This window comes from Pigmentiphaga sp. NML080357 (assembly GCF_002188465.1).
Classification (GTDB): Bacteria; Pseudomonadota; Gammaproteobacteria; order Burkholderiales; family Burkholderiaceae_B; genus Pigmentiphaga.
This window is the reverse complement of the sequence record NZ_NINW01000025.1, coordinates 198,587-219,843: the sequence shown is the minus strand read 5'-3', so window position 1 is coordinate 219,843 and position 21,257 is coordinate 198,587. Positions and strand designations below refer to the sequence as shown.

At 67.0% G+C, this 21,257-nt stretch carries 17 protein-coding genes; 4 read left to right on the top strand and 13 right to left on the bottom strand.

The features are described from left to right. Nucleotides 1-106: 106 nt before the first annotated feature. From CDO44_RS09990 to CDO44_RS09960, 7 genes are all read right to left on the bottom strand, one after another. Entirely contained in the window at nucleotides 107-841 is a 735-nt protein-coding gene (locus CDO44_RS09990; protein WP_087780079.1) for an ABC transporter ATP-binding protein, read from the bottom strand. Continuing rightward, nucleotides 838-1,647, bottom strand: coding sequence for an ABC transporter ATP-binding protein (locus tag CDO44_RS09985; protein ID WP_233146110.1), 810 nt, complete (start codon nucleotides 1,645-1,647; stop codon nucleotides 838-840). Before CDO44_RS09985 ends, CDO44_RS09990 begins: the two co-directional genes overlap by 4 nt. 1 nt (nucleotide 1,648) lies before the next feature. Then, the gene (locus CDO44_RS09980; protein WP_087780078.1) at nucleotides 1,649-2,647 is read right to left on the bottom strand and encodes a branched-chain amino acid ABC transporter permease; all 999 of its coding nucleotides are present in this window, start codon (nucleotides 2,645-2,647) and stop codon (nucleotides 1,649-1,651) included. Between the two features lie 2 nt (nucleotides 2,648-2,649). Continuing rightward, nucleotides 2,650-3,522 (bottom strand): branched-chain amino acid ABC transporter permease, encoded by an 873-nt coding sequence (locus tag CDO44_RS09975; protein ID WP_087780077.1) that lies wholly within the window; start codon nucleotides 3,520-3,522, stop codon nucleotides 2,650-2,652. A gap of 33 nt (nucleotides 3,523-3,555) precedes the next feature. Further along, a complete protein-coding gene (locus CDO44_RS09970; RefSeq protein WP_087780076.1) occupies nucleotides 3,556-4,692 on the bottom strand; it encodes an ABC transporter substrate-binding protein in 1,137 nt (378 codons plus the stop codon). Nucleotides 4,693-5,009: 317 nt separating this feature from the next. Continuing rightward, nucleotides 5,010-5,771, bottom strand: a complete 762-nt coding sequence (locus CDO44_RS09965) for an ABC transporter permease (protein ID WP_087780075.1) — start codon at nucleotides 5,769-5,771, stop codon at nucleotides 5,010-5,012. Further along, nucleotides 5,768-6,736, bottom strand: coding sequence for an ABC transporter ATP-binding protein (locus CDO44_RS09960; protein WP_087780074.1), 969 nt, complete (start codon nucleotides 6,734-6,736; stop codon nucleotides 5,768-5,770). Before CDO44_RS09960 ends, CDO44_RS09965 begins: the two co-directional genes overlap by 4 nt. A 238-nt stretch (nucleotides 6,737-6,974) precedes the next feature. Here CDO44_RS09960 and CDO44_RS09955 point away from each other — a divergent pair, with 238 nt between their 5' ends. Further along, complete coding sequence (locus CDO44_RS09955) at nucleotides 6,975-8,162, top strand: NYN domain-containing protein (protein WP_087780073.1); 1,188 nt, start codon at nucleotides 6,975-6,977, stop codon at nucleotides 8,160-8,162. Here CDO44_RS09955 and CDO44_RS09950 read toward each other — a convergent pair. Continuing rightward, the gene (locus CDO44_RS09950) at nucleotides 8,150-9,253 is read right to left on the bottom strand and encodes a substrate-binding domain-containing protein (RefSeq protein WP_087780072.1); all 1,104 of its coding nucleotides are present in this window, start codon (nucleotides 9,251-9,253) and stop codon (nucleotides 8,150-8,152) included. The two genes, CDO44_RS09955 and CDO44_RS09950, sit on opposite strands and share 13 nt — an antisense overlap. 127 nt (nucleotides 9,254-9,380) lie before the next feature. On the opposite strand from CDO44_RS09950, the gene CDO44_RS09945 reads away from it, so the two are divergent. Together CDO44_RS09945 and fdhF are read left to right on the top strand one after the other, a co-directional pair. Further along, complete coding sequence (locus tag CDO44_RS09945) at nucleotides 9,381-11,162, top strand: NADH-ubiquinone oxidoreductase-F iron-sulfur binding region domain-containing protein (RefSeq protein WP_087780071.1); 1,782 nt, start codon at nucleotides 9,381-9,383, stop codon at nucleotides 11,160-11,162. 24 nt (nucleotides 11,163-11,186) lie between these two features. Beyond that, nucleotides 11,187-14,084: a formate dehydrogenase subunit alpha gene (gene fdhF, locus CDO44_RS09940; protein WP_087780070.1), complete on the top strand. Its 2,898-nt coding sequence runs from the start codon at nucleotides 11,187-11,189 to the stop codon at nucleotides 14,082-14,084. Here fdhF and CDO44_RS09935 read toward each other — a convergent pair. The 5 genes from CDO44_RS09935 to CDO44_RS09915 form a co-directional block, all read right to left on the bottom strand. Beyond that, a complete protein-coding gene (locus CDO44_RS09935; RefSeq protein WP_087780069.1) occupies nucleotides 14,063-15,256 on the bottom strand; it encodes an alpha-hydroxy acid oxidase in 1,194 nt (397 codons plus the stop codon). The two genes, fdhF and CDO44_RS09935, sit on opposite strands and share 22 nt — an antisense overlap. Before the next feature lie 14 nt (nucleotides 15,257-15,270). Next, nucleotides 15,271-16,248, bottom strand: a complete 978-nt coding sequence (locus CDO44_RS09930; protein ID WP_158213250.1) for a tripartite tricarboxylate transporter substrate binding protein — start codon at nucleotides 16,246-16,248, stop codon at nucleotides 15,271-15,273. 50 nt (nucleotides 16,249-16,298) lie between these two features. Beyond that, entirely contained in the window at nucleotides 16,299-17,429 is a 1,131-nt protein-coding gene (locus tag CDO44_RS09925) for a mandelate racemase/muconate lactonizing enzyme family protein (protein WP_087780067.1), read from the bottom strand. Nucleotides 17,430-17,446: 17 nt separating this feature from the next. Further along, complete coding sequence (locus tag CDO44_RS09920; protein WP_087780066.1) at nucleotides 17,447-18,424, bottom strand: tripartite tricarboxylate transporter substrate binding protein; 978 nt, start codon at nucleotides 18,422-18,424, stop codon at nucleotides 17,447-17,449. 92 nt (nucleotides 18,425-18,516) lie between these two features. Continuing rightward, the gene (locus CDO44_RS09915; protein ID WP_233146109.1) at nucleotides 18,517-20,232 is read right to left on the bottom strand and encodes a thiamine pyrophosphate-requiring protein; all 1,716 of its coding nucleotides are present in this window, start codon (nucleotides 20,230-20,232) and stop codon (nucleotides 18,517-18,519) included. Nucleotides 20,233-20,334: 102 nt separating this feature from the next. On the opposite strand from CDO44_RS09915, the gene CDO44_RS09910 reads away from it, so the two are divergent. Next, nucleotides 20,335-21,246 (top strand): LysR family transcriptional regulator, encoded by a 912-nt coding sequence (locus tag CDO44_RS09910; RefSeq protein WP_087780064.1) that lies wholly within the window; start codon nucleotides 20,335-20,337, stop codon nucleotides 21,244-21,246. The last annotated feature ends 11 nt before the right edge of the window (nucleotides 21,247-21,257 follow it).

Genomic DNA, 21,257 nt, shown 5'->3' with positions numbered 1-21,257 from the left:
AGCTTCTCCTTGCCTTCTCGGGACGGAGCGGCAGATTCCGCTTCCGTCAAATAATTAATCAGTAAATTAATAAATGGACTGGAGGCGGATGGGGCCGCCTCCCAGCCTACCCGCCCAGATACGCCGCCAGCAGTTCCGGATCCTCCAGCAGTCCCGCCGCGTCCCGCTCGGCCACGACCCGGCCGGTCTCGAACACGTATGCGCGGGAAGCCGCGGTCAGCGCGTTGTGCACGTTCTGCTCCACCAGCAGGACGGTCACGCCCTGCCTGTTGATCTCCCGCACCACGTCGAAAACCTCCGCGGCCATCTTGGGGCTCAGGCCCAGGCTGGGTTCGTCCAGGAGCAGCAGCGTGGGCTCCGACATGAGCGCGCGCCCGATCGCCAGCATCTGCTGCTCGCCCCCGCTCAGGGTGCCGGCCAGCTGCTGGTGCCGTTCCTTCAAGCGCGGAAAGCGTTCGTACACCTTGGCGACGCGCTCCTGCACCGTGGCCTGGGAACGGCAAAGGTAGGCGCCGAGCACGAGATTCTCGTATACCGTCATGGCGGGCCAGACGTGGCGCTCCTCAGGACAATGCGCGATACCCAGCCCGACGATGCGGTCCGGCGGCATGCCGCCGATGCCGCGCCCGCCGAAGCGGATATTGCCGCGCGTCGGCTTGAGCAGTCCCGAGATGGCGCGCAGCGTCGTGCTCTTGCCCGCGCCGTTCGCGCCGATCAGCGCCACGGTTTCGCCGGGCCGCACGACCAGGCTCACGCCATGCAGCGCGGCGGTCTTGCCGTAGCCTACGTGGATGTCGCTCAGTTCGAGCAGTGGCGTGGAATCGCCAGGGCCGGTTCTCATGCCGCGCGCCCTCCCCCGAGATAGGCGTCGATGACCGCCGGATTGCGTTGCACGTCGGCCGGGGCGCCCTCCGCCAGTTTTTCGCCGAAATGCATGACCACCACCCGGTCGGATACGCTCATCACCAATCCCATGTTGTGTTCGACGATCAGGATGGACTCCACCTGCGTGCCCCGCAGGCGCCCGAGGATGCGGCCCAGCTCCATGGCCTCCTGGCTGTTGAGCCCCGCGGCGGGTTCGTCCAGCATCAGGATGTCGGGCTTGGCGGCCAGCGCCAGGCCCACTTCCAGCAGGCGAAGTTCCCCGCAGGACAGCAGGTAGGCCGGCGCATTCATGCGCTCGCCCAGTCCCATGATGTGGACGATGCGCTCGGCTTCCTCACGGGCAGTCCGCTCAGCCTCGCGCACGGCGCGTCCCGGGAAGAAGGTCCGCAGCAGACTCTGCCTGGCGCTCAGGTAGTGGCCAGCCAGGATGTTCTCGAAGACCGACAGCGACTTCAGGATGTTGGTCTTCTGGAAACTGCGGACGATGCCCTTCCTGGCCATCTGGTAGGGCCTGGCGCCGGTGAGGTTCTCGCCCTTGACGTAGACCTCGCCTGCGGTGGGCGTATAGAAGCCGGTAATGAGGTTGAAACAGGTCGTCTTGCCGGCGCCGTTCGGACCGATCAGCCCGACGATCTCGCCCGCCCTGACCTGGAAGCTGATGTCCTTGACGGCCTTGATGCCGCCGAAGGTCTTGCACAGCCCGCGCACATCCAGCATGGGAACGTGGCCAGGCGCACGCGAAACCGAATGGGAAACGTTCATGTCAGGCTCCCTGGCGCCGCGGCGCGATGTTGGCCGCGACAGATACCGCGGGTGGCGTAGCCGGCTTGCGGATTTCTCTCCTGGCCGTCAGGAACCCCATCAGCCCGCGCGGCAAGAACAGCACGATAGCCATCACCGCCAAGCCGAACAGCGACAGGCGCAGCTCCTTGGCCTCGCGCAGGTACTCCTCCAGGAAGGTCACGAGCAGCGCGCCGATCAGCGGTCCGACCAGCGTGCCCTTGCCGCCGATCAGCACCATGATGATCATGCTCACCATGAAGGCGAACCGGAAGACCTCGGGTCCGACGAAGGAGATGTAGTGCGCATAGAAGCCGCCCGCCATGCCAGCCAGGAAGGCGCCGAGCACGAAAGCCAGCATGGCGTAGCGGAACGGCCGGATGCCGATGGACTGGGCGACGTAGCGGTTCTCGCGCACGGCCACGGCGGCGCGCCCGGCGTTGGAATAAACGAAGCGGAACGCGAGATAGAGCGAAATCGCCAGCACGCCCCACGCCAGGTAGAAATAGAACTGCTTGGTGGCCAGGTTGCCGGCCTCGGCCAGCCACGCCGGCTGCGGCACGCCGGCGATTCCCATGGGGCCGTTGGTGAAGGCGACCCAATTGTCGGCGACTAGGCGCAGCACCTCGGCGAACGACAAGGTCACGATGACGAAGAACGGACCCTGCAGCCGCAGCGTGATGCTGCCGATCAAGAGGCCCATGGCCGCCGCCAGCGCGCCGGCGGCCGGGATGGTCGCCCACATCGGCCAGCCGAGCTTGGTGGACAGCAGGGCCGCGGCGTAGGCGCCGGTGCCCAGGAAGGCGGTGTGGCCGAGCGAGAACTCGCCCACATAGCCCACAACCAAGTTCAGGCTGGTGGCCAGCACGGCATAGAACAGCACCATGATGGCCACGTGCAGCAGGTACTGGTCGTGGACCGCCAGCGGCAGCAGCGCGGCGGCCAGCAGCGCGCCCAGGATGGCATTGCGTTCGAATTGCATGATCAGGCTCTCTCGGCGCGTTTGGAGAACAGGCCGTAGGGCCGGAACACCAGAGTAAGAATGACGATGGCGAAGCCGATGATGTCGACCCACCCCGTGGCCACATAGCCGCCCCACAGCGCCTCGGCAATGCCCAGCACCAGTCCGCCGACCACTGCCCCCGCGAAGCTTCCCATGCCGCCCAGTATCACCACCACGAAGGCTTTCATGCTGACCAGACCTCCCACCGACACCTGCGCCGAGTAGATGGACCCCAGGAGCATCCCCGCCAGCGAGGCAATAATCGTCCCGAGCGCGAACGTGCACGCATAGACGTTGGCGGTCTTGATCCCGGCCAGCTGGGCGGCCATGGGGTCCTGGAACGTGGCCCGCATCGCCCGGCCGAGCCGGGTCTTCTGGATCAGCAGGTACGCCGCCACGATGAGCACGGCGCAGACCGCGACCGCGAACAGCCGGATCTTGGTGACCACGATGGGCCCGAGGAACACCGGCCCGCTCGATACGGGCCCCTCCACCTTGAGCGGCGCGGTACCGACCACCAGCAGCGCGGTATTGGCCAGGAAAATGGACAGGCCTATGGTCAGGAGGATGCCCGGCTCCTCGCCCTGGCCGCGGATGCGTTCGATCAGCACGCGGTCGACGAGCCATCCGAACACGCCCATCACCAGGGCCACCAGGGCGAGGCCGGTCAGGAAATCCAGACCGAGCGCGTTCGTGACCCACCAGCCCATGACGCCCCCGAGCATGTAAAGCTCGCCATGGGCAAAGTTGACGACCCGCATCAAGCCGAGGATGAGCGTGAGTCCCAACGCGGACAGCGCGTAGAACGACCCGATCACCAATCCGTTGGCCAAGAACTGTGGCAGCAAATCCATCGTTTCTCCCGACTCAGCGTCCGACGGGACGAATCAAGGCTTTTCCGTGGGGGCTTGCGCCACCACCTTGGGTTCGCGGTTCTGTATCTGCACGAGCACCACGTCGAAGCCATAGCCCTCGCCCTTCTCGGTGAACTTGAAATGGCCGTTGGGCGCGGCGTAGTCGGTCTTGCGCAGCGCATCGCGGATGGCGTCGGCCTGGGTGTTGCCGGCCCGGGCGATCGCCTCCATCACGATGTTCAGCGCGTTGTAGCCGGCGGCGCCGTACTTGCCCGGTTTTTCCTTGTAGGCGGCGCTGTAGTACTGGACGAAGGACTGGTTGCGCTCGCCCGGCATGCTGGACGCATACGGCACGGCCGCATAGATGCCTTCCGAGGCTTCGCCGGTCAGGCCGATGAAGTCGGCCGTCGCCCACGATCCCACGCCGAAGATCTTGGTCTGGATGCCGAATTCCTTGAACTGCTTGACGAGGATGGAACCGTCCTGGGTCTCGGCCGCGACGAACACGCCGTCGGGCTTGGCCGCCCGAAGCCGGGTCAGCAAAGTGTAGAAGTCGGTGGCGCCATGGTCGAAGTACTCCTTCATCACCGTCTTGACGCCGAGCGCGCCGAGGTCCTTGGAGAAGTCCTCCACGCTGCCGCGTCCCCAGTCGTCGTTCACGCCGATGTAGGCTACCGTCTTGAGCTGCAGCTTCTGGGCCAGGATCTTGCTGAAGGTCTTGGACATCAGCCGGTCGGTTTCCGCCGAACGGAAGAAGTACTGCAGCCCCTTTTCCGTCAGGTCGGCTTTGGACGATACGCCGGACAGCATGGGCAGCTTGTATTTCTCCGCCACCGGCATGACGGCGGCGGTGGCCGAACTGCAGAACGCGCCGGTCAGCGCCACGACCTTGTCGCGCACGATGAGCTTCTCGGCCGCGTTCACGGAATTGGCCGGACGACACTGCCCGTCCTCGATGACGAGCTCGACCTTCTTGCCCAGCACGCCGCCGGCCGCGTTTCGGCGCTCGACCGCCAGCTTGGCGCCGTTGACGTAGGTCAACCCGTTGTACGCCACCGAGCCGGTCAAGGGCTGGATGACGCCGATCTTGATGGTTTCCTGCGCCCACGCCGCGGACGATGCTCCGCCGACCGCTCCCACCAGCAACAACGCACAAGACAACTTACGCATAGCGACCTCTCGCAAAGGTTTCGGATGAAGCAGTGCCAACCGCTGATGGCTTGCCGTGGCGCGGACGCCGCAGACGTCCGGCTGTTCTTCGATTAATTAAACAAGTAATTAATTTATCGATGAATTAGGGTTTACGGCAATCGCCACGACTGTTTCCTAAATAATTGACTGATTCAATAATTTGGTTGCGGTAGCCGGCTTGCAAGCATAAAAAATGCCAAGCCGATCCTGGGAGCGGGTTGGCACCCGTCATGCACGCCGGTTGCGCCCCGTCCGCACCAATGGCGGTCCATACGCACCGGCGCGGCGCAGTCCGCCTACGTTTTCATCTTGTAGCCGGTGCGGAATATCCAGGTCACGATACCCAGGCAGACGGCCAGGAAGCCGAGCGTCATGCCCAGGCTCACGACCACGTTGACGTCGGACTGGCCATAGAAGCTCCAGCGGAATCCGCTGATCAGATACACCACGGGGTTGGCCAGCGTGATCTTCTGCCAGATCGGCGGCAGCATGCTGATCGAATAGAACGCCCCGCCCAGGAAGGTCAGCGGCGTGACGACCATCAGCGGGATGATCTGCAGTTTCTGGAAATCGTCCGCCCACAGGCCGATGATGAAGCCGAACAGGCTGAACGTGACCGCGGTCAGCACGAGGAAGCCCACCATCCAGACCGGATGCTCGATGTGGTAGGGCACGAAGATGCGGGCCGTGACGAGGATCAGCGTGCCCAGCATGATCGACTTGGTGGCCGCCGCGCCGACGTAGCCGATCACGGCCTCCACCGGCGAGACCGGCGCCGACAGCAGCTCGTAGATGGTACCGGTCCACTTGGGCAGATAGATGCCGAACGAGGCATTGGAGATGCTCTCGTTGAGCAGCGACATCATGATCAGCCCGGGGATGATGAACGCGCCATAGCTGACGCCGCCGATCTCGCCCATGCGGGACCCGATGGCCGTGCCGAATACGATGAAATACAGCGAGGTGGACAGTACCGGCGAGGCGATGCTCTGGGTCAGCGTGCGGAAAGTGCGCGCCATCTCGAACCGGTAGATCGCCCGGATCGCATGAAAATTCATGATGCTTGCTCCTGGACCAGGCTTACGAAAATGTCCTCCAGCGAGCTCTCGCTGGAATGGAGATCCTTGAAATCGATGCCCTGTTCGTTCAGGGCCCGCATGAGGGAGGCGATGCCGGTGGCCTCGCCCTGTGTGTCGAAGGTATAGACCAGCGCGTTCCCGCCGTCGGCCAGTTCCAGGCCATAGCCGGCCAGGGCCGGCGGCAGGGAGGCGAGCGGGGCCTGCAATTGCAGCGTCAGCTGCTTCTTGCCGAGCTTGCGCATCAGCGCGCGTTTTTCCTCGACCAGCACGAGTTCGCCCTTGTTGATGACGCCGATCCGATCGGCCATGTCCTCGGCTTCCTCGATGTAGTGGGTGGTCAGGATGATGGTCATGCCCTCGTCGCGCAGGCGGCGCACCATCTTCCACATGTCCCGCCTGAGTTCGACGTCCACGCCCGCGGTCGGCTCGTCGAGGAACAGCACCTTGGGCTCGTGCGCCAGCGCCTTGGCAATGAGCACGCGCCGCTTCATCCCTCCCGAGAGGGTCATGATCTTGGCGTTGCGTTTGTCCCAGAGCGACAGGTCGCGCAGTACGCTCTCGATATGGGCCGGCTTGGCCGGGAACCCGAACAGGCCGCGGCTGAAGCTGACCGTGGCCCAGACGGTCTCGAACGCATCGGTGGCCAGTTCCTGCGGCACCAGGCCGATGCGCGAGCGGGCCGCGCGATAGTCGCGCGCGATGTCGTAGCCGTCCACCAGCACAGTGCCGGCGGTCGGCCGGGACAGGCCACAGACGATGCTGATCAGGGTGGTCTTGCCCGCGCCGTTGGGGCCGAGCAGGGCGAAGATTTCCCCTTTGCGTATCTGCAGGTCCACGCCTTTTAGCGCGTGAAAGCCGTTGGCGTAGGTCTTGGCGAGGCCCGATATGGCAACGATGGCGGGCGCCTCGCCGGCAAGCGGTGGTCGAGTCGAGACTGGCTGCATGGCGTAGTAGGCGCGCCGGCGGGGGAGTGAAGGGAAATGGCGGCGGTCCCGCCGGCGGAGAACGAGTGTAAAGGATCGAGGTTGTCGCGCGCATGTACCAATTCCGCCAGCAGGGCCATTGCGCCTGCCCCGCGGACGCCGGCTCGCCACGAGGCGGCGCCGGGACGCCTGGAACCGGTATCATCCCATCTTCATGGCGGGCAGCCGGCCCGCCGCCGCACGACCGGAGCACCGCCCCATGAACACTACCCCGGACAACGTCAGCATGGCGCTGTTCTGCGATTTCGAAAACGTGGCGCTGGGCGTGCGCGACGCCAAGTACGAGCGATTCGACATCAAGCTCGTGCTCGAACGCCTCCTGCTCAAGGGCAGCATCGTCGTCAAGAAGGCCTATTGCGACTGGGAACGCTACAAAGGCTTCAAGGCCACCATGCACGAGGCCAATTTCGAGCTGATCGACATCCCGCACGTGCGCCAGTCGGGCAAGAACTCGGCCGACATCCGCCTCGTCGTCGACGCGCTGGATCTCTGCTATACGAAATCGCACGTCAACACCTTCGTCATCATCAGCGGCGACTCCGATTTCTCGCCCCTCGTCTCCAAGCTGCGCGAGAACGCCAAGCAGGTCATCGGCCTGGGCGTGAAACAGTCCACTTCCGACCTGCTGATCGCCAATTGCGACGAATTCATTTTCTACGACGACCTGGTGCGGGAAACCCAGCAGGCCGCCCGGCGCGAGACGCGCGGGACGCCGTCGGCCAACCGGCGGCCGCACGACGAAGACAAGCACCGCAAGGACGAGCTGGAGTCCCGGCGCGACAAAGGCATTGCGCTGGCCGTGGAAACCCTCGACGCGCTGGTCTCCGAACGTGGCGACACCGGCAAGATCTGGGCCTCCGTGCTGAAAGAGGCGATCAAGCGGCGGCGGCCGGATTTCAACGAGTCCTACTATGGCTTCCGCGCCTTCGGCAACCTGCTGGAAGCCGCCCAGGCCAAGGGGCTGCTGGAATTCGGCCGCGACGACAAGTCAGGGGCCTACGTCTATCGGAGCAACGGCGGCGGCGAACCCGCGCTCGTCGACACCCCGGCTGCAAAGCCGGTGACCGCGCCCGCGGAGCCACCCGCTGCCGGGACCGAGGCCGCCGCCCCGGCTGCCGCGCGGGGAGACAAGCGGCGCGGCACCCGCGCCTCGGGCAAGAGCGCCGCGCGGCGCACACGGGAAACCGCCGAGACCGCCGAAGCGCCGTCCGAGCCGGTCGAGGCCCCGGCAGCGCTGGAGCCCGTGGCCGCCAGCGGCGGCGAGACGCCCCCCTCCCCCCAAGAAACAGCCGCCGCGCCCGCCAAGAAGGCGGCACGCAAGACGGCACGAAAGGCCGCCCCGCGCAGCCGCGCGCGCAAGACGGCGACTTCCGGTCAAGAAGGCTGAACGCCCAGCGCGGCGGGGCCGAATGCCTGTGCCAGAGTCAGCACTTCACCCGTCCTGACCGGCTCGTAGCCAGGCAGGGCCTCCAGCCGCTGGACGAATCCGGGCGACCGCAGGATGGTAAGCACTTCGTCCAGCCTGCGCGCCTTGAGCGGCCCCTGCTCCACCGCGAAGAAGTACCGCTCGGTCACCAGGGGGACGAAATCCAGGCCGAACCGCCGCGCGGCGGTCTCGATCCCGAAGCCGACATCCGCCATGTCGCTGGCGATGTAGGCCGCCACCGCCGCATGGGTGAACTCGGTGCTGTCGAAACCGTTGATGTCCTGCGGCAGCACCCGGTCGCGCCCCAGCATCAATTCCAGCAGCATCCGCGTGCCCGAGCCCGCCTGGCGGTTGACGAAGCGCACGCCGGGCCGGACCAGGTCGGCCAGCTCCACGATGCGCTTGGGGTTGCCCGACGCCACGCATAGACCCTGGGCACGCAGGGCGAGCTGGACCAGCACGTGCTTGCTAGGATCCAGCCATTGCGAATACTGGCGCACGGCCTCGCCCTGGAACTCCCCGAGCGGCACGTGGAAGCCGGCCAGGTCGCATTCGCCCCGCGCCAGCGCGGCCACCGCCTCGGTGCTGTTGCGGTAGCGCAGCTCCACCGGCATGTTGGCCGCATTGATCCAGTCCACCAGCGCGGCGACCGCGAAGCCGTGACTGGCGTACAGGCGCAAAGGCGCCCGGTCCGGCGCCACGGCCTTGCGGATCTCGGCCTCCAGCTCGGAGGCCAGGCTGTCGAGCGTGGGCGACAAGCGGGCGCGTATGCGGTCTTCGGCCAATAGCAGCACCATGCCGAGATGGCTGAGCTGCGTGCCGCGGCCGGGCTGCTTTTCCAGCAACGGGGTGCCGAAGAGTTCCTCGGCGCTGCGCAGCAGCCCCCATACGTGACGGTACGACAAACCTTCCAGGCGGCCGGCGGCGGCGATCGATCCGGAAGCGCGTATGCCCGCCAGGAGCCGCAGCAACAGCGCCGTATCGAAGGCGGGACCGGCGGACGCATCGGTCCCCTGGATCTGCCAGCCGGGCTGGATGGCGATCTTGAACATTATGCAATCCTGGACATATTTTTCCCCGCGGGTTTCTTTGTTAGAGTGGGCTGCATAACGACATAAATATGTTCTGAATTACATATATTAGCCGTTTCCGCCTCTCGCGACGCACGGCCCGGATCCCATGGAACAGAAAGTCATCCCCATCGTGGCGGCGCCGCCCACGCGCGAACGCAAGCGCCAACAACCCAAAGGCCGCCGCGTCGACCCGGCCGCGCTGGCCGAGGTGCGCACCCTGCTGGGGGACGCGCCCCGGCGGCGGGATCTCCTGATCGAGCATCTGCACCGTATCAACGACCGCTACGGCCAACTGGGCACGCGCCATCTGGCCGCCCTGGCGCAGGAACTGCGCATGGCGCAGGCCGAAGTCTACGAGGTGGCCTCCTTCTACCATCACTTCGAGGTGGTTCGGGACGACGGCCAGACGGTGGCCGGCACCGCGCCGCTCACGGTGCGGGTCTGTACCAGCCTGTCCTGTGAGATCGCAGGTGCCCAGCCGCTGCTGGAACGCCTGCCGCAGGTGCTGGGCGCCGACGTGCGCGTGCTGCAGGCGCCGTGCGTGGGCCGCTGCGAGCAGGCGCCGGTCGCGATGGTGGGACAACGCCCCGTTTCCGGCGCCACCCCGGACGCGGTCAGGGCGGCGGTGGAGAAAGGCGAGACCCGCGAGGTCCCCGGCCCCTACATCGACTATGCGGCCTATGTCGCGCAAGGCGGCTACCGGCTGCTGCGGGAATGCGCGAGCGGGCAGCGCGACGTCGAGTCCGTGCTCGCCGCGCTCGAGGACTCGGGCCTGCGCGGCCTGGGCGGAGCCGGCTTTCCGGCCGGACGCAAATGGCGCGCGGTGCGCGCCGAACCTGGGCCGCGCCTGGTGGCGGTCAACGTCGACGAGGGCGAACCCGGCACCTTCAAGGACCGCTACTACCTCGAACGCGATCCGCATCGCCACCTGGAAGGCCTGCTGATCGCCGCCTGGGCGGTAGAAGCGCAGACCGTCTATATCTACCTGCGCGACGAGTATCCCGGCTGCCGCGCCATCATGGAAACCGAGCTTCAGCGCCTGCGCGCCGACCCGCCCGCCCCCGGGCTCCCGGCCATCGAGCTGCGCCGCGGCGCGGGCGCCTACATCTGCGGCGAAGAATCGGCCATGATCGAATCCATCGAAGGCAAGCGCGGCATGCCCCGCCTGCGGCCGCCCTACGTCGCCCAGGTCGGGCTGTTCGGCCGGCCCACGCTGGAGCACAACTTCGAGACCTTGCACTGGGTGCGCGACATCCTCGAAAAAGGCGGAGCCTGGTTCGCTTCGCAGGGTCGCCGCGGCCGCAAGGGCCTGCGCTCGTTCTCGGTATCGGGGCGGGTGCGCAAGCCCGGCGTCCACCTTGCGCCGGCGGGCATCACGATCCAGGAGTTGATCGACGAATACTGCGGCGGCATGCAGGATGGCCATGAGTTCTATGCCTATCTGCCCGGAGGCGCGTCGGGCGGCATCCTGCCCGCATCGATGAACGACATCCCGCTGGATTTCGATACGCTGCAGCCCTACGGCTGCTTCATCGGGTCGGCGGCGGTCATGGTGCTGTCCCGCCACGATACGGCCGTCGGCGCGGCGCGCAACCTGATGCGCTTCTTCAAGGACGAGTCCTGTGGCCAGTGCACGCCGTGCCGGGTCGGTACCGCCAAGGCCCTGGACCTGATCCAGAAGCCCCAGTGGGACATCGACCTGTTGCAGGAACTGTCCGCCGTCATGCGGGATGCGTCCATATGCGGGCTGGGGCAGGCAGCCCCCAACCCCGTGGACTGCGTCGTCAAGTATTTCCCCCAGGAGTTACGCTCCCCCGCGGGAGACGCCACCCGCGGACCGGCGGGGCCGGATCCGCTATGCCCTGGGTCGCCGGGCCGCGCACTGTGATCGCAGCGCACATGGATAACTGAAATGAATACCGTCAACCGTCGCGAACTCGGTCTCGAACCGGCCACCGTCACCTTCACGCTCAATGGCCTGGAGGTCAGCGCCGCCGAGAATGAAACCCTGATCCAGGTCGCCGCGCGGATGGGGATCGAGATCCCCCATCTTTGCTATGCAGAAGGCCTGGAGACCGCCGGCAACTGTCGCGCCTGCGTCGTCGAGATCGACGGCGAGCGCGTATTGGCGCCTTCGTGCTGCCGCGCGCCGCGCAACGGCATGGCGGTCAGGACGGATAGCGAGCGTGCCCTGAAGGCGCAGAAGATGGTGCTCGAGCTGCTGCAGTCCGACATGCCCGAGGCCTCGTACACCCGGCACAACGAAGTCGACCACTGGGCGGGCAAGCTGGGCGTGGGCAAGCCGCGATTCGCGCCGCGCGCGCAGGTGCGGGCCGATGCCTCGCACCCCGCCATCGCCGTCAACCTCGACGCCTGCATCCAATGCACGCGCTGCCTGCGGGCCTGCCGCGACGAGCAGGTCAACGACGTCATCGGGCTCGCCTACCGGGGCGACCACGCCAAAATCGTGTTCGACATGGACGACGCCATGGGCGCCTCGACCTGCGTCGCCTGCGGCGAATGCGTGCAGGCCTGTCCCACCGGCGCGCTGATGCCGGCGCGCGAGGCGGCGCTGGCCGAGCCCGACCGGCAGGTCGAGTCGGTCTGTCCTTATTGCGGCGTGGGCTGCCAGCTGACCTATCACGTCAAGGACAATCGCATTCTCTATGTGGAAGGGCGCGACGGGCCGGCCAACCACAAGCGCCTGTGCGTGAAAGGCCGCTACGGCTTCGACTACGCGCACCATCCGCAGCGCCTCACCCGCCCGCTGATCCGCCGGCCCGACGCGCCCAAGCGTGGCGACGCTGTCATGGACCCGGAGCGGGTCATGGACGTCTTTCGCGAGGCCACGTGGGACGAGGCGCTGGAGCTGGTCGGCTCCCGCCTGCGCGCGATCCGCGACACCTATGGCAAGCGCGCGCTCGCGGGCTTCGGATCGGCCAAAGGCAGCAACGAGGAAGCGTACCTGTTCCAGAAGCTGGTGCGCACGGGCTTCGGCAGCAACAACGTCGACCACTGCACGAGGCTGTGCCATGCGTCCTCGGTTGCGGCGCTGCTGGAAGGCATAGGCTCGGGCGCGGTGTCCAATCCCGTGATGGACGTGAACAAGGCCGAGGTGGTGATCGTGATCGGGGCCAATCCCACCGTGAACCACCCGGTGGCGGCCAGCTGGATCAAGAACGCGGTCAAGCAGGGCACCAAGCTCATCGTGGCAGACCCGCGCCGCTCCGACCTGGCGCGGCAGGCCTACCGTTTCCTGCAGTTCAAGCCGGACACCGACGTCGCGCTGCTGAACGCGATGATGCACGTGATCGTGCACGAAGGGCTGGTGGACGAGGACTTCATCGCCAGCCGGACCATCGGCTACGAGGAGCTGCGCGAGAACGTGGAAGGCTACAGCCCGGAGCGGATGGCGCCGATCTGCGGCATCGACGCCGATACCATCCGCGAGGTGGCGCGCCTGTACGCGACGTCCAGGGGCTCGATGATCCTGTGGGGCATGGGCGTATCGCAGCACGTGCACGGCACCGACAACGCCCGCTGCCTGATCGCGCTGGCGCTGATGACGGGCCAGATCGGACGCCCCGGCACGGGCCTGCATCCGCTGCGCGGGCAGAACAACGTGCAGGGAGCCTCCGACGCGGGGCTGATTCCGATGATGTATCCGGACTACCAGCGCGTGGACAATGCGGCCGCCCGCGAGAAATTCGAGCAGCTGTGGGGCATGCCGCTGGATGCCCAGCCGGGCCTGACGGTGGTCGAGGTAATGCATGCGATCAAGGCCGGCACGGTGCGTGGCATGTACATCATGGGCGAGAACCCCGCCATGTCCGACCCCGACGCCAATCACGCGCGCGAAGCGCTGGCGGCGCTGGACCATCTGGTGGTGCAGGATATCTTCCTCACGGAGACGGCCTATCTGGCCGATGTCATCCTGCCGGCGTCGGCCTTCCCGGAGAAGACGGGCACGTTCACCAATACCGACCGGCTGGTGCAGATGGGCCGCCAGGCCCTGGAGCCGCCGGGCGATGCGCGCCAGGACCTGTGGATCATCCAGCAGATCGCGGCCCGGATGGGGCTGGACTGGAATTATCGCGATGTGTCGGAGGTGTTCGACGAGATGCGCCGTTCGATGCCGAGCATAGGCGGCATCACGTGGGAGCGGCTGCAGGCCGAGCATGCGGTGACCTACCCCTGCGTGGCGGAAGGCGACCCTGGCGATCCGGTCGTCTTTACGACGAGTTTTCCGACGGAGACGGGTCGCGCGCGTTTCGTTCCGGCGGACATCATTCCGGCGGCGGAGAAACCGGATGCGGAGTATCCGACGGTGCTGATCACGGGGCGCCAGCTGGAGCACTGGCACACGGGCAGCATGACCCGGCGGGCGTCGGTGCTGGATGCGATCGAGCCGGATCCGGTGGCGCTGGTGCATCCTCTGGACCTGGCGGAGCTGGGCGGCAAGCCGGGGGATGTGGTGACGCTGGAGTCGCGGCGCGGCGGGGTGTCGTTGTATGCGCGGGCGGACGAGGGGACGCCGCGGGGAGCGGTGTTCGTGCCGTTCTGCTATTACGAGGCGGCGATCAACAAGCTGACGAATCCGGCGCTGGATCCGTTTGGGAAGATTCCGGAGTTCAAGTATTGCGCGGTGAAGATGCGGTTGGGGGGGCAGGAGCCGGTGCAGAGTAGTTATGGGGGTGGGCAGATATTGGCGGAGGTGGGTGCGCGCCGCGCCGTCGATGATCAGTCGGGAATGGTAGGTCGTGATGTTGGCTCCATGGGGAATAGTCGCTATCGGCCGCTGCCGCCGTGACCCATAAGGGGCGCGAGGCCGCGGAGCGGTTCCGGTTTTTCTGCGGGGGAAAGCAGGGAGGCGTCGATGCCGGAGACGGCGGTCACGCCAAGCAGCGCCATGTCGCGGTCGATCTCCTGCCGCAGGAGTCCGATCGCGGCCTGCACGCCGGCCTGGGCGCCGACCGCGGCGGCATACAGGAAGGGACGGCCGACCAGCACGAAATCGGCCCCCAGCGCCAGCGCCTTGATGACGTCGGTGCCGCGCCGGAATCCCCCGTCCACGATCAGCCTGGCCTGCCCGCGCAGCGCGGCAAGGCGTGGCAACACGCGCAAAGGCGAGACGGCGCCGTCGAGCTGCCTGCCCCCGTGGTTCGAGAGGATGAGCCCATCGGCGCCGGCATCCAGCGCCATCCTGGCATCCGTTTCATGCAGGACCCCCTTGAGCACGAGCCTGCCCCTCCAGCGGTCCCTGATGAATCGGAAGTGCTCCCAGGTGAAGCGATCCCGGCCGGCACGCAGCTGCGGGCCCGGCGCGTCGATGATGGGGCCGCCGCGCTGGGCGCCGAAATTCTCGAAGTACGGGACGCCGTCCCGCAACACAGTTCGCAGCGCGACACTTGCCAGCCACCGCGGATGGGCCAGGACGTCGGCCAGCAACCGGGGACGCACGCTGACCGGAATGCCGAACCCCAGGCGCAGGTCGTTCTCGCGATTGGCGGCCACGGGGACGTCGCCGGTCACGACCAGGGTGCCGATGCCGGCGCGCTCGAGGCGATGCAACAACGCCTCGATGCGGCCGCGATCGCCGGCGAGATAGGCCTGGTACCACGCATGCGGTGCCCGCCGCGCGATCTCTTCCAGCGGAACGGACGAGGCCGCGCTCAGGACGAACGGCACGCTCTCGGCGGCGGCAGCCTGCGCCAGCGCCTGGTCGGCCCGATAGGCGAACAGTGCGGCGCCGCCCATGGGCGCGATGCCGAACGGCGCGCTGTATGTGCGTCCCCACAAGTCGCAGCTCGTGGATCTCGACGCCACGTCGACCAGCACGCGCGGGACCAGCCCCATCTCGGCCAGCGCCTCGTCATTGGCGCGCAGGGACCGCTCGTCTTCAGAGCCATGCGCGGCAAAACCGAAAATGCAGCGAGGCAGCCTTCTTCTGGCGGCGCGTTCGAAATCGGCCAGTGCAAGCATGGACGGCGCGTTTCCTATTCCACCTTGATACCGCTCTGGCTCACCGCGTCCTGCCAGCGCCGGGCCTCGTCCCGGACGAATTCCGCGAACTCCGCCCGGGATTGCCGAGTCGGCTTCTCGCTTCCCCATTCCGGCCACATGCGCTGGATCTCGGGGTCCATCAACGCTCGGTTGAGCAGGTCCATGACGGCGTCGGCGATGTCCCGCGGCAGCTTGGACGGCGCGAACACGCCATACCAGGTTCCCAGGACCATGCGCGGGAAGCCAAGCTCCTTGAGGGTCGGCACGTCGGGAAACAAGGGCGAGCGACTGGCCGACGTCACGGCTAGCGCGCGCAGCCGGCCTTCGCGGACGAAGGTCGAGGCGGCGGGCATGGTATCGAACAGCACGTCGATCTGGCCGCCCGCCAGGTCCTTGAGCGCCGGCGCGCTGCCCTTGTAGGGGATGGCCACCATATGGGCGCCGGCGCTTTGCGCGAACGTGATGCCGGCCAGGTGCTGCAGGTTGCCGATGCTGCCTACGCCGTAGCTGATGCCCTTGGAACCCTGCTTGCCCTTGGCGACGAGCTCCGCAATGTCGTCCAGGCCGCCTCCGGCCTTGACGACGACGAGGTTGGGCATCGTGGCGATTTTCGCCATGGGGACGAAATCCGGGCCGGTCAGCGGATGGGGAAGATTGGGCGTCAGCGCCAGGCGAGTCAATTCATGGACACTGCCGAGCAGGAACACCGTGCCGTCCGGCGGCGCGCCGGCCACGAACTCCCGCGCCAGCACGCCCGCCCCGCCGCTGCGATTGTCGACGATGAAAGTCTGGCCCGACAGCCGGCTCATCACCGCGGCAAGGGGCCGGACCATCTGATCCATGGACCCTCCGGCCGAGGCCGGGACGACCAGCCTGATCGGCTGCGTGGTCCAGGCATCCTGCGCGCCGGCCGGTGGTGCCGCGGCCATGGACAGGGCCGCGCTTCCCAACATCAAACAGGCAAGCCTCATATCGCCTCCTCGTGCGCGTGAAGCATTCATTGCCGGTCGCGCGGCCTCGCTCAGCCGCGAAACCGCTCCTGCGTTTCCCCGTTCGGCTCGAAGCCCAGGCCCGGCGCCTGCGGCAGGTCCAGCCATCCGGCCGAGGGCTCGGGAAACCCGTCGAAGAGCCTGTGCATCAGCGCCACGGTCGGCAGGTGCCATTCGACCTTCCCGCCGTTGGCGAGGCCGGCATGCAAGTGCATGTTGTGCAGCGGGAAAGCGCCGCCGTTGGTAATGGGGACATTGAAGGCGCTGGCGAGCCCCGCGATGCGGACGCATTGGGTATAGCCTCCGCCGATCACCACGTTGGGCTGGATGAAATCCACGGCGCGATGGACCAGCATGTCTCGAAAGCGGAACGCCAGGCCTTCGTTCTGCCCGGCGGCCACGGCGATCCCGCACCGCTGCCGCAGGTCGGCCATGGCCGGAATGTCGTTGTGCGTGACCGGCTCTTCGAAGAAGGCGATGCGGCAATCCGACAACCTCGAGGCCAGTCTCTGGGCATGGAACGCATCGAGGCTGCAGTTGGCATCGATATAGATCTCGGCGGCGTCGCCCACCGCCTCGCGGACGGCGCGCACGCGCCGCTCGTCCTCGGCGATGATTTCGTCCAGGGACGGGCCGCCCCGGTCCCGCCGCTGCAGCGCCTGGTGTCCGACCACCATCTTCAGGTGGCGATAGCCTTGACCGCTCAGGACGGCAGCCGCTTGCGCGAGCATCCCCCGGTCCAGGAAATCGAAACCGAACGTCGCGTAGACGGGCACCCGGGCGCGCGCGCCGCCCAGCAGCCGCCAGACCGGCTGCCCCAGCGCCTTCCCCTTGATGTCCCAGAACGCGATGTCCAGCGCGGCAATGGCGTGCGAGGCGTAACCTGTCTGGCCCCGCGGGCAGAGCAGCCAATAGAGCCGGTCCCACAGCGCCTCATGGTTCATCGGATCTTCGCCGACCAGGGCCGGCCCCGCCACGTCGTTCACCGCGGCGGCGACGACCTTCTCGTCGGTAATGGAAGTCAGCCCGTGGCCGCATAGCCCGGCCGAGGTCTCGACCCGCACCAGGCACGCCCGGATGGTCTGCTCGACGCCGCCCGTCCCCGCGATGTCGACCTGGACCGGCATCTTGACCGGCACGGCCGCGATACGCGTGATCTGCATGGTCTTTCTCCGGGCCGCTAGTCCATCTTGATGTTGTTTTCGCGCGCGACCTTGGTCCAGAACGGCACTTCCGACTGGATGAGGCGCTGGAACTCCTCGGGCGAACTGGCCTTGGCGAGGCATCCCAGCGCCGCCATCTTCTTTCTGACTTCCGGCAACGCCACGACCCGCGCCACTTCCTTCTGCAAGGCCTGGACGACGGACGCCGGGGTGCCGGCCGGCGCCAGCAGCCCGCTCCACAGCTCGACGTCCAGGTCGATGCCGGATTCCTTCAGGGTCGGCACCTCGGGCAGCAATTCGGTACGCCGCGAGGAGGTCACCGCCAGCGCGCGGATCCGCTTGCTCTGCAGTCCTATCGTGGCCGGCGTGGGATCGGTGATGGCCATGGTGACGTTGCCGGCCATGACCGCCTGTATCGACTCGTTGCTGCCCTTGTATGGAATATGCGCGAAGCGCGCGCCGGTCTTGCCGTTGAACAGCTCGGTGACGAGCTGGAACGACGCGGCGCTCGAGCCGTAGTTGGCCTTGTCCGGATGCTGCTTGGAATAGGCCACCAGATCCGCCACCGTCCTGATCGGCAGCGAGGCGTCGGCCACCAGCACCAGAGGAAACGTGGCGGTCAGGGTCACCGGCGTGAAATCCTCGACCTTGTAGGGCAGCTTGGCGTAAAGCGCCGGATTGAACGATATCGGGCCGCTTGCGCCCCAGAACAGGGTGTAGCCATCAGGCTTGGCCTTGGCCACGTATCCCGCCCCCACGATGGAAGCGACCCCGGGCCGGTTTTCCACGATGACGGGTTGCTTGAGTCCCTTGGACATTTCCTCGGCCACGATGCGCGCCAGGATATCGTTGCCGCCTCCCGCCGCGTAGCCCACGACGATGGTGATGGGGCGGGCCGGATACTGGTCTTCCGCGGCCTGGGCGGCCGCGAGCGGCACCGCCTGCGCCAGGACGAACGCCATTGCCGCCATTCTGAAGATGCGACGTACTTGCATGCTGTCTTCCTCCTCGGGACTCGTAGTCCTTCTTTGTTGGCATCGCCGTGCGCGCCTTCTCGCGGGCGCGATCCGGCGCCTGCGTAGGGCCGCTATATGCCGCCGATGCACGCGTGCAGGACCGCGGCCCTGCCCTCGTCGACGGCGCGCAGGCAGCGGGCGATGGCCGCGGGCACCTCGTCGGGGTCCTCGACGCGCTCGCCGTGGGCGCCGAAGGCCTGGGCGATCATGTCGAAACGGCGCGACTCGCCTTCCAGGCGCGCATGGAATTCGTTGCTGCCGGCGGCGGCGCCGTCCGGGTGAACCCGCAGCACGGCTTCCTTGACCGCCTGCCAGCCGCCGTTATCCAGGACCACGGTGAAAATCGGCAGCCGGTAGCGCTGGGCGACGTCGTACACCGAGGTCGGCGTGCCGAAATGAAAGCCCCCGTCGCCCACGACCTGGATGACGCGCGCCCCGGGCCGCGCGAGCTTGACCCCCAGGGCCATGCCGCCGCTGTAGCCCAGCCCGCCGCCCGCCGTGCCCAGCAGGGAAAGGGGCCGGGTACGGCGAATGTGCCCCAGCACGGCCGGCGCGTTGCGGATGGCTTCGTTGATGACGACGTCGTCCTGCGAAATGCCCGCGCTGAGTTGCGCGCACAGATAGGCCGGCGAGATCGCACCGCGGGTTCCGCGCTTGGCCGCGGCCCGGGCCTGCGCATCGGCGCGCGTGCGGGCCTGCGCCTCGTACTGCGCCAGGCGGCGGCGCACCCGGTCATGGAAGGCCTGGTCCGCCCGTTCCTTGACCAGGGAGATCACCTGCCGCAGGACCGTGGCGCAGTCGGCCTGGACGCGCATGTCCGTGGCGAATCCCCACATCGGAAAATCCTTCTTGATCGGATCGACGTCGATGTGCAGCCATCGGATGTCCGGCCGCTGCGCGGCATACTTCGGCAGCCACGGCACGTCCACATCGAGCAGCAGCCCCAGGTCGGCGTCGGCCTGCGCCGCCCCCGGGTCAAAGCCGCCGAAGCACGGCGAATCCCGCGACATGCCGAGAAAACTCGGCGCGAACTCGTACACCCGTATGCCGCACAACAGGGCGAGTTCTTCCAGCGCTTCCACCGCTTCGGCCTTGCGGCCCAGGTAGGCCGTGACGGCCATCGGCCATTCGGCCCGCAGCAGGGCGTCGGCGATTTCGCCGGCCCGCTCATCATCGGTGCCGCCCGCGCGGACGGCACCGTACTTGTCCTCGCCGAATCCGCGTACGCGCGCTTCTTCCCACTCCTCGGTCAGGGCTTCTCGCGGCAGGGTCAGGTAGACCGGCCCCGGCGGATCGCTCTGCATGACCGAATGCCCGCGCCTGACCACTTCGCGCGCGTTGATGCCGGTCGACAGGGTGTACTCCCATTTCACGTAAGGGCGTACCAGGCTGGCGATGTCGAAGGGATCCTGCACGAAATGCACGTAGTTGTCGCGCGATCCGGGCAGCTCGCCGTGCACGGTATAGGGCGCGCGGCCGGCCATCAGCATGACAGGCAGGCGCGAACGGAACATATTGTGCATGCCCATGGCGGCATTGGCCGTGCCAGCGTCCACGTGGACCATGACTGCCTGCCCCTGGCCGGTCATCGCGGCGTAGCCCGCCGCCATGTGGATGGCGACGTTTTCGTGCGGGCAGAGCATGAAGCGCGGATGCGGCCGCCCCTGCTCGCGCCAGCGCGCGAGCTCCTCGATGATGGAGGCGTGGTCGGTGCCCAGGTTGGAAAAGACGTAATCAATGCCCAGGTCGGCAAGACCTTGGAGCAAGTAATGGGCGCTGCTGTGCATGGGGTCTCCTGACATCGACGCGACCCATCTTACGAATCGACGTGAAATCCGTAAAATGAAATGAACTGATGTCTGACATGCACAAGAGGTATATCTCTTTCCATGCCCAAGCGACTCTCCCATCAAGTCGACCTCAACCTGCTGGAGCTTTTCCTGGCGGTGTACGGCAGCCGCAACCTCACCGTCGCGGGCCGGGAACTGGGGTTGAGCCAGCCGGCGATGAGCCGCGCGCTCACGCGGCTGCGGCACGCCTATGGCGACCAGCTATTCGTCAGGCAGCCTCATGGACTGCTGCCCACGCCCTTCGCCGATCGCTTGAGCGAGTCCTTGCACAAGGCCCTGGACATCGTCCGGCAGACGCTGCAGACGCCGCCCTTCGTGCCCGAGGCCGAGCAGCGCGTGTTTACCCTGGCGATGTCCGATATCAGCGAGCAGGTCTTCCTGCCCGAACTGGCCGATCGCGTCTCCGCCCTGGCCCCCGGCGTGCACCTGCGGACCAGCCAGATCCAGGGAAAGGCGCTGCGCGAAGCGCTGGCCGACGGCAGCGTGGACCTGGCGATCGGCCATCTCCGGCTCGACCCGGAAGGCCTGCAGTCCGACCGCCTGTTCACCGCCAGGTATGCGTGCATCGCGAGGCGCGACCACCCGGAGATCCGGGCAAGGCTGACCATGGCCAATTTCCGCAAGCTCGGCCATGTCGTATCGTCCGGCTCGATCACCGGACATGCGCCCGTTCTCGAAGGCATCCTCGCGTCAAGGACGGTAGGAGCGTCCATCGCGCTGCGCGTCGGGCATTTCCTGTCCATAGGCAGGATCGTCGCCCAGACCGACTACATCGCGACGATTCCGCGGACCCTGGCCGCCACGTTCGAAGACGCCTGGGGTGTCAAGATGTACGAACCGCCGCTGCGGCTCCCGCCTTACGACGTCTCGCAGTTCTGGCACGAGCGCTTCGCGCGGGAACCCGGGCTGGCGTGGCTGCGCGGCGTCGTGCGCGAACTGTTCGCGCGCTGACGCCGCGCGCA

What these genes read in the sequence shown, in the direction of transcription:
- CDO44_RS09990 (WP_087780079.1), bottom strand. Translation starts at nt 841, where the DNA reads ATGAGAACCGGCCCTGGCGATTCCACGCCACTGCTCGAACTGAGCGAC.
- CDO44_RS09985 (WP_233146110.1), bottom strand. Translation starts at nt 1,647, where the DNA reads ATGAACGTTTCCCATTCGGTTTCGCGTGCGCCTGGCCACGTTCCCATG.
- CDO44_RS09980 (WP_087780078.1), bottom strand. Translation starts at nt 2,647, where the DNA reads ATGCAATTCGAACGCAATGCCATCCTGGGCGCGCTGCTGGCCGCCGCG.
- CDO44_RS09975 (WP_087780077.1), bottom strand. Translation starts at nt 3,522, where the DNA reads ATGGATTTGCTGCCACAGTTCTTGGCCAACGGATTGGTGATCGGGTCG.
- CDO44_RS09970 (WP_087780076.1), bottom strand. Translation starts at nt 4,692, where the DNA reads ATGCGTAAGTTGTCTTGTGCGTTGTTGCTGGTGGGAGCGGTCGGCGGA.
- CDO44_RS09965 (WP_087780075.1), bottom strand. Translation starts at nt 5,771, where the DNA reads ATGAATTTTCATGCGATCCGGGCGATCTACCGGTTCGAGATGGCGCGC.
- CDO44_RS09960 (WP_087780074.1), bottom strand. Translation starts at nt 6,736, where the DNA reads ATGCAGCCAGTCTCGACTCGACCACCGCTTGCCGGCGAGGCGCCCGCC.
- CDO44_RS09955 (WP_087780073.1), top strand. Translation starts at nt 6,975, where the DNA reads ATGAACACTACCCCGGACAACGTCAGCATGGCGCTGTTCTGCGATTTC.
- CDO44_RS09950 (WP_087780072.1), bottom strand. Translation starts at nt 9,253, where the DNA reads ATGTTCAAGATCGCCATCCAGCCCGGCTGGCAGATCCAGGGGACCGAT.
- CDO44_RS09945 (WP_087780071.1), top strand. Translation starts at nt 9,381, where the DNA reads ATGGAACAGAAAGTCATCCCCATCGTGGCGGCGCCGCCCACGCGCGAA.
- fdhF (WP_087780070.1), top strand. Translation starts at nt 11,187, where the DNA reads ATGAATACCGTCAACCGTCGCGAACTCGGTCTCGAACCGGCCACCGTC.
- CDO44_RS09935 (WP_087780069.1), bottom strand. Translation starts at nt 15,256, where the DNA reads ATGCTTGCACTGGCCGATTTCGAACGCGCCGCCAGAAGAAGGCTGCCT.
- CDO44_RS09930 (WP_158213250.1), bottom strand. Translation starts at nt 16,248, where the DNA reads ATGAGGCTTGCCTGTTTGATGTTGGGAAGCGCGGCCCTGTCCATGGCC.
- CDO44_RS09925 (WP_087780067.1), bottom strand. Translation starts at nt 17,429, where the DNA reads ATGCAGATCACGCGTATCGCGGCCGTGCCGGTCAAGATGCCGGTCCAG.
- CDO44_RS09920 (WP_087780066.1), bottom strand. Translation starts at nt 18,424, where the DNA reads ATGCAAGTACGTCGCATCTTCAGAATGGCGGCAATGGCGTTCGTCCTG.
- CDO44_RS09915 (WP_233146109.1), bottom strand. Translation starts at nt 20,232, where the DNA reads ATGCACAGCAGCGCCCATTACTTGCTCCAAGGTCTTGCCGACCTGGGC.
- CDO44_RS09910 (WP_087780064.1), top strand. Translation starts at nt 20,335, where the DNA reads ATGCCCAAGCGACTCTCCCATCAAGTCGACCTCAACCTGCTGGAGCTT.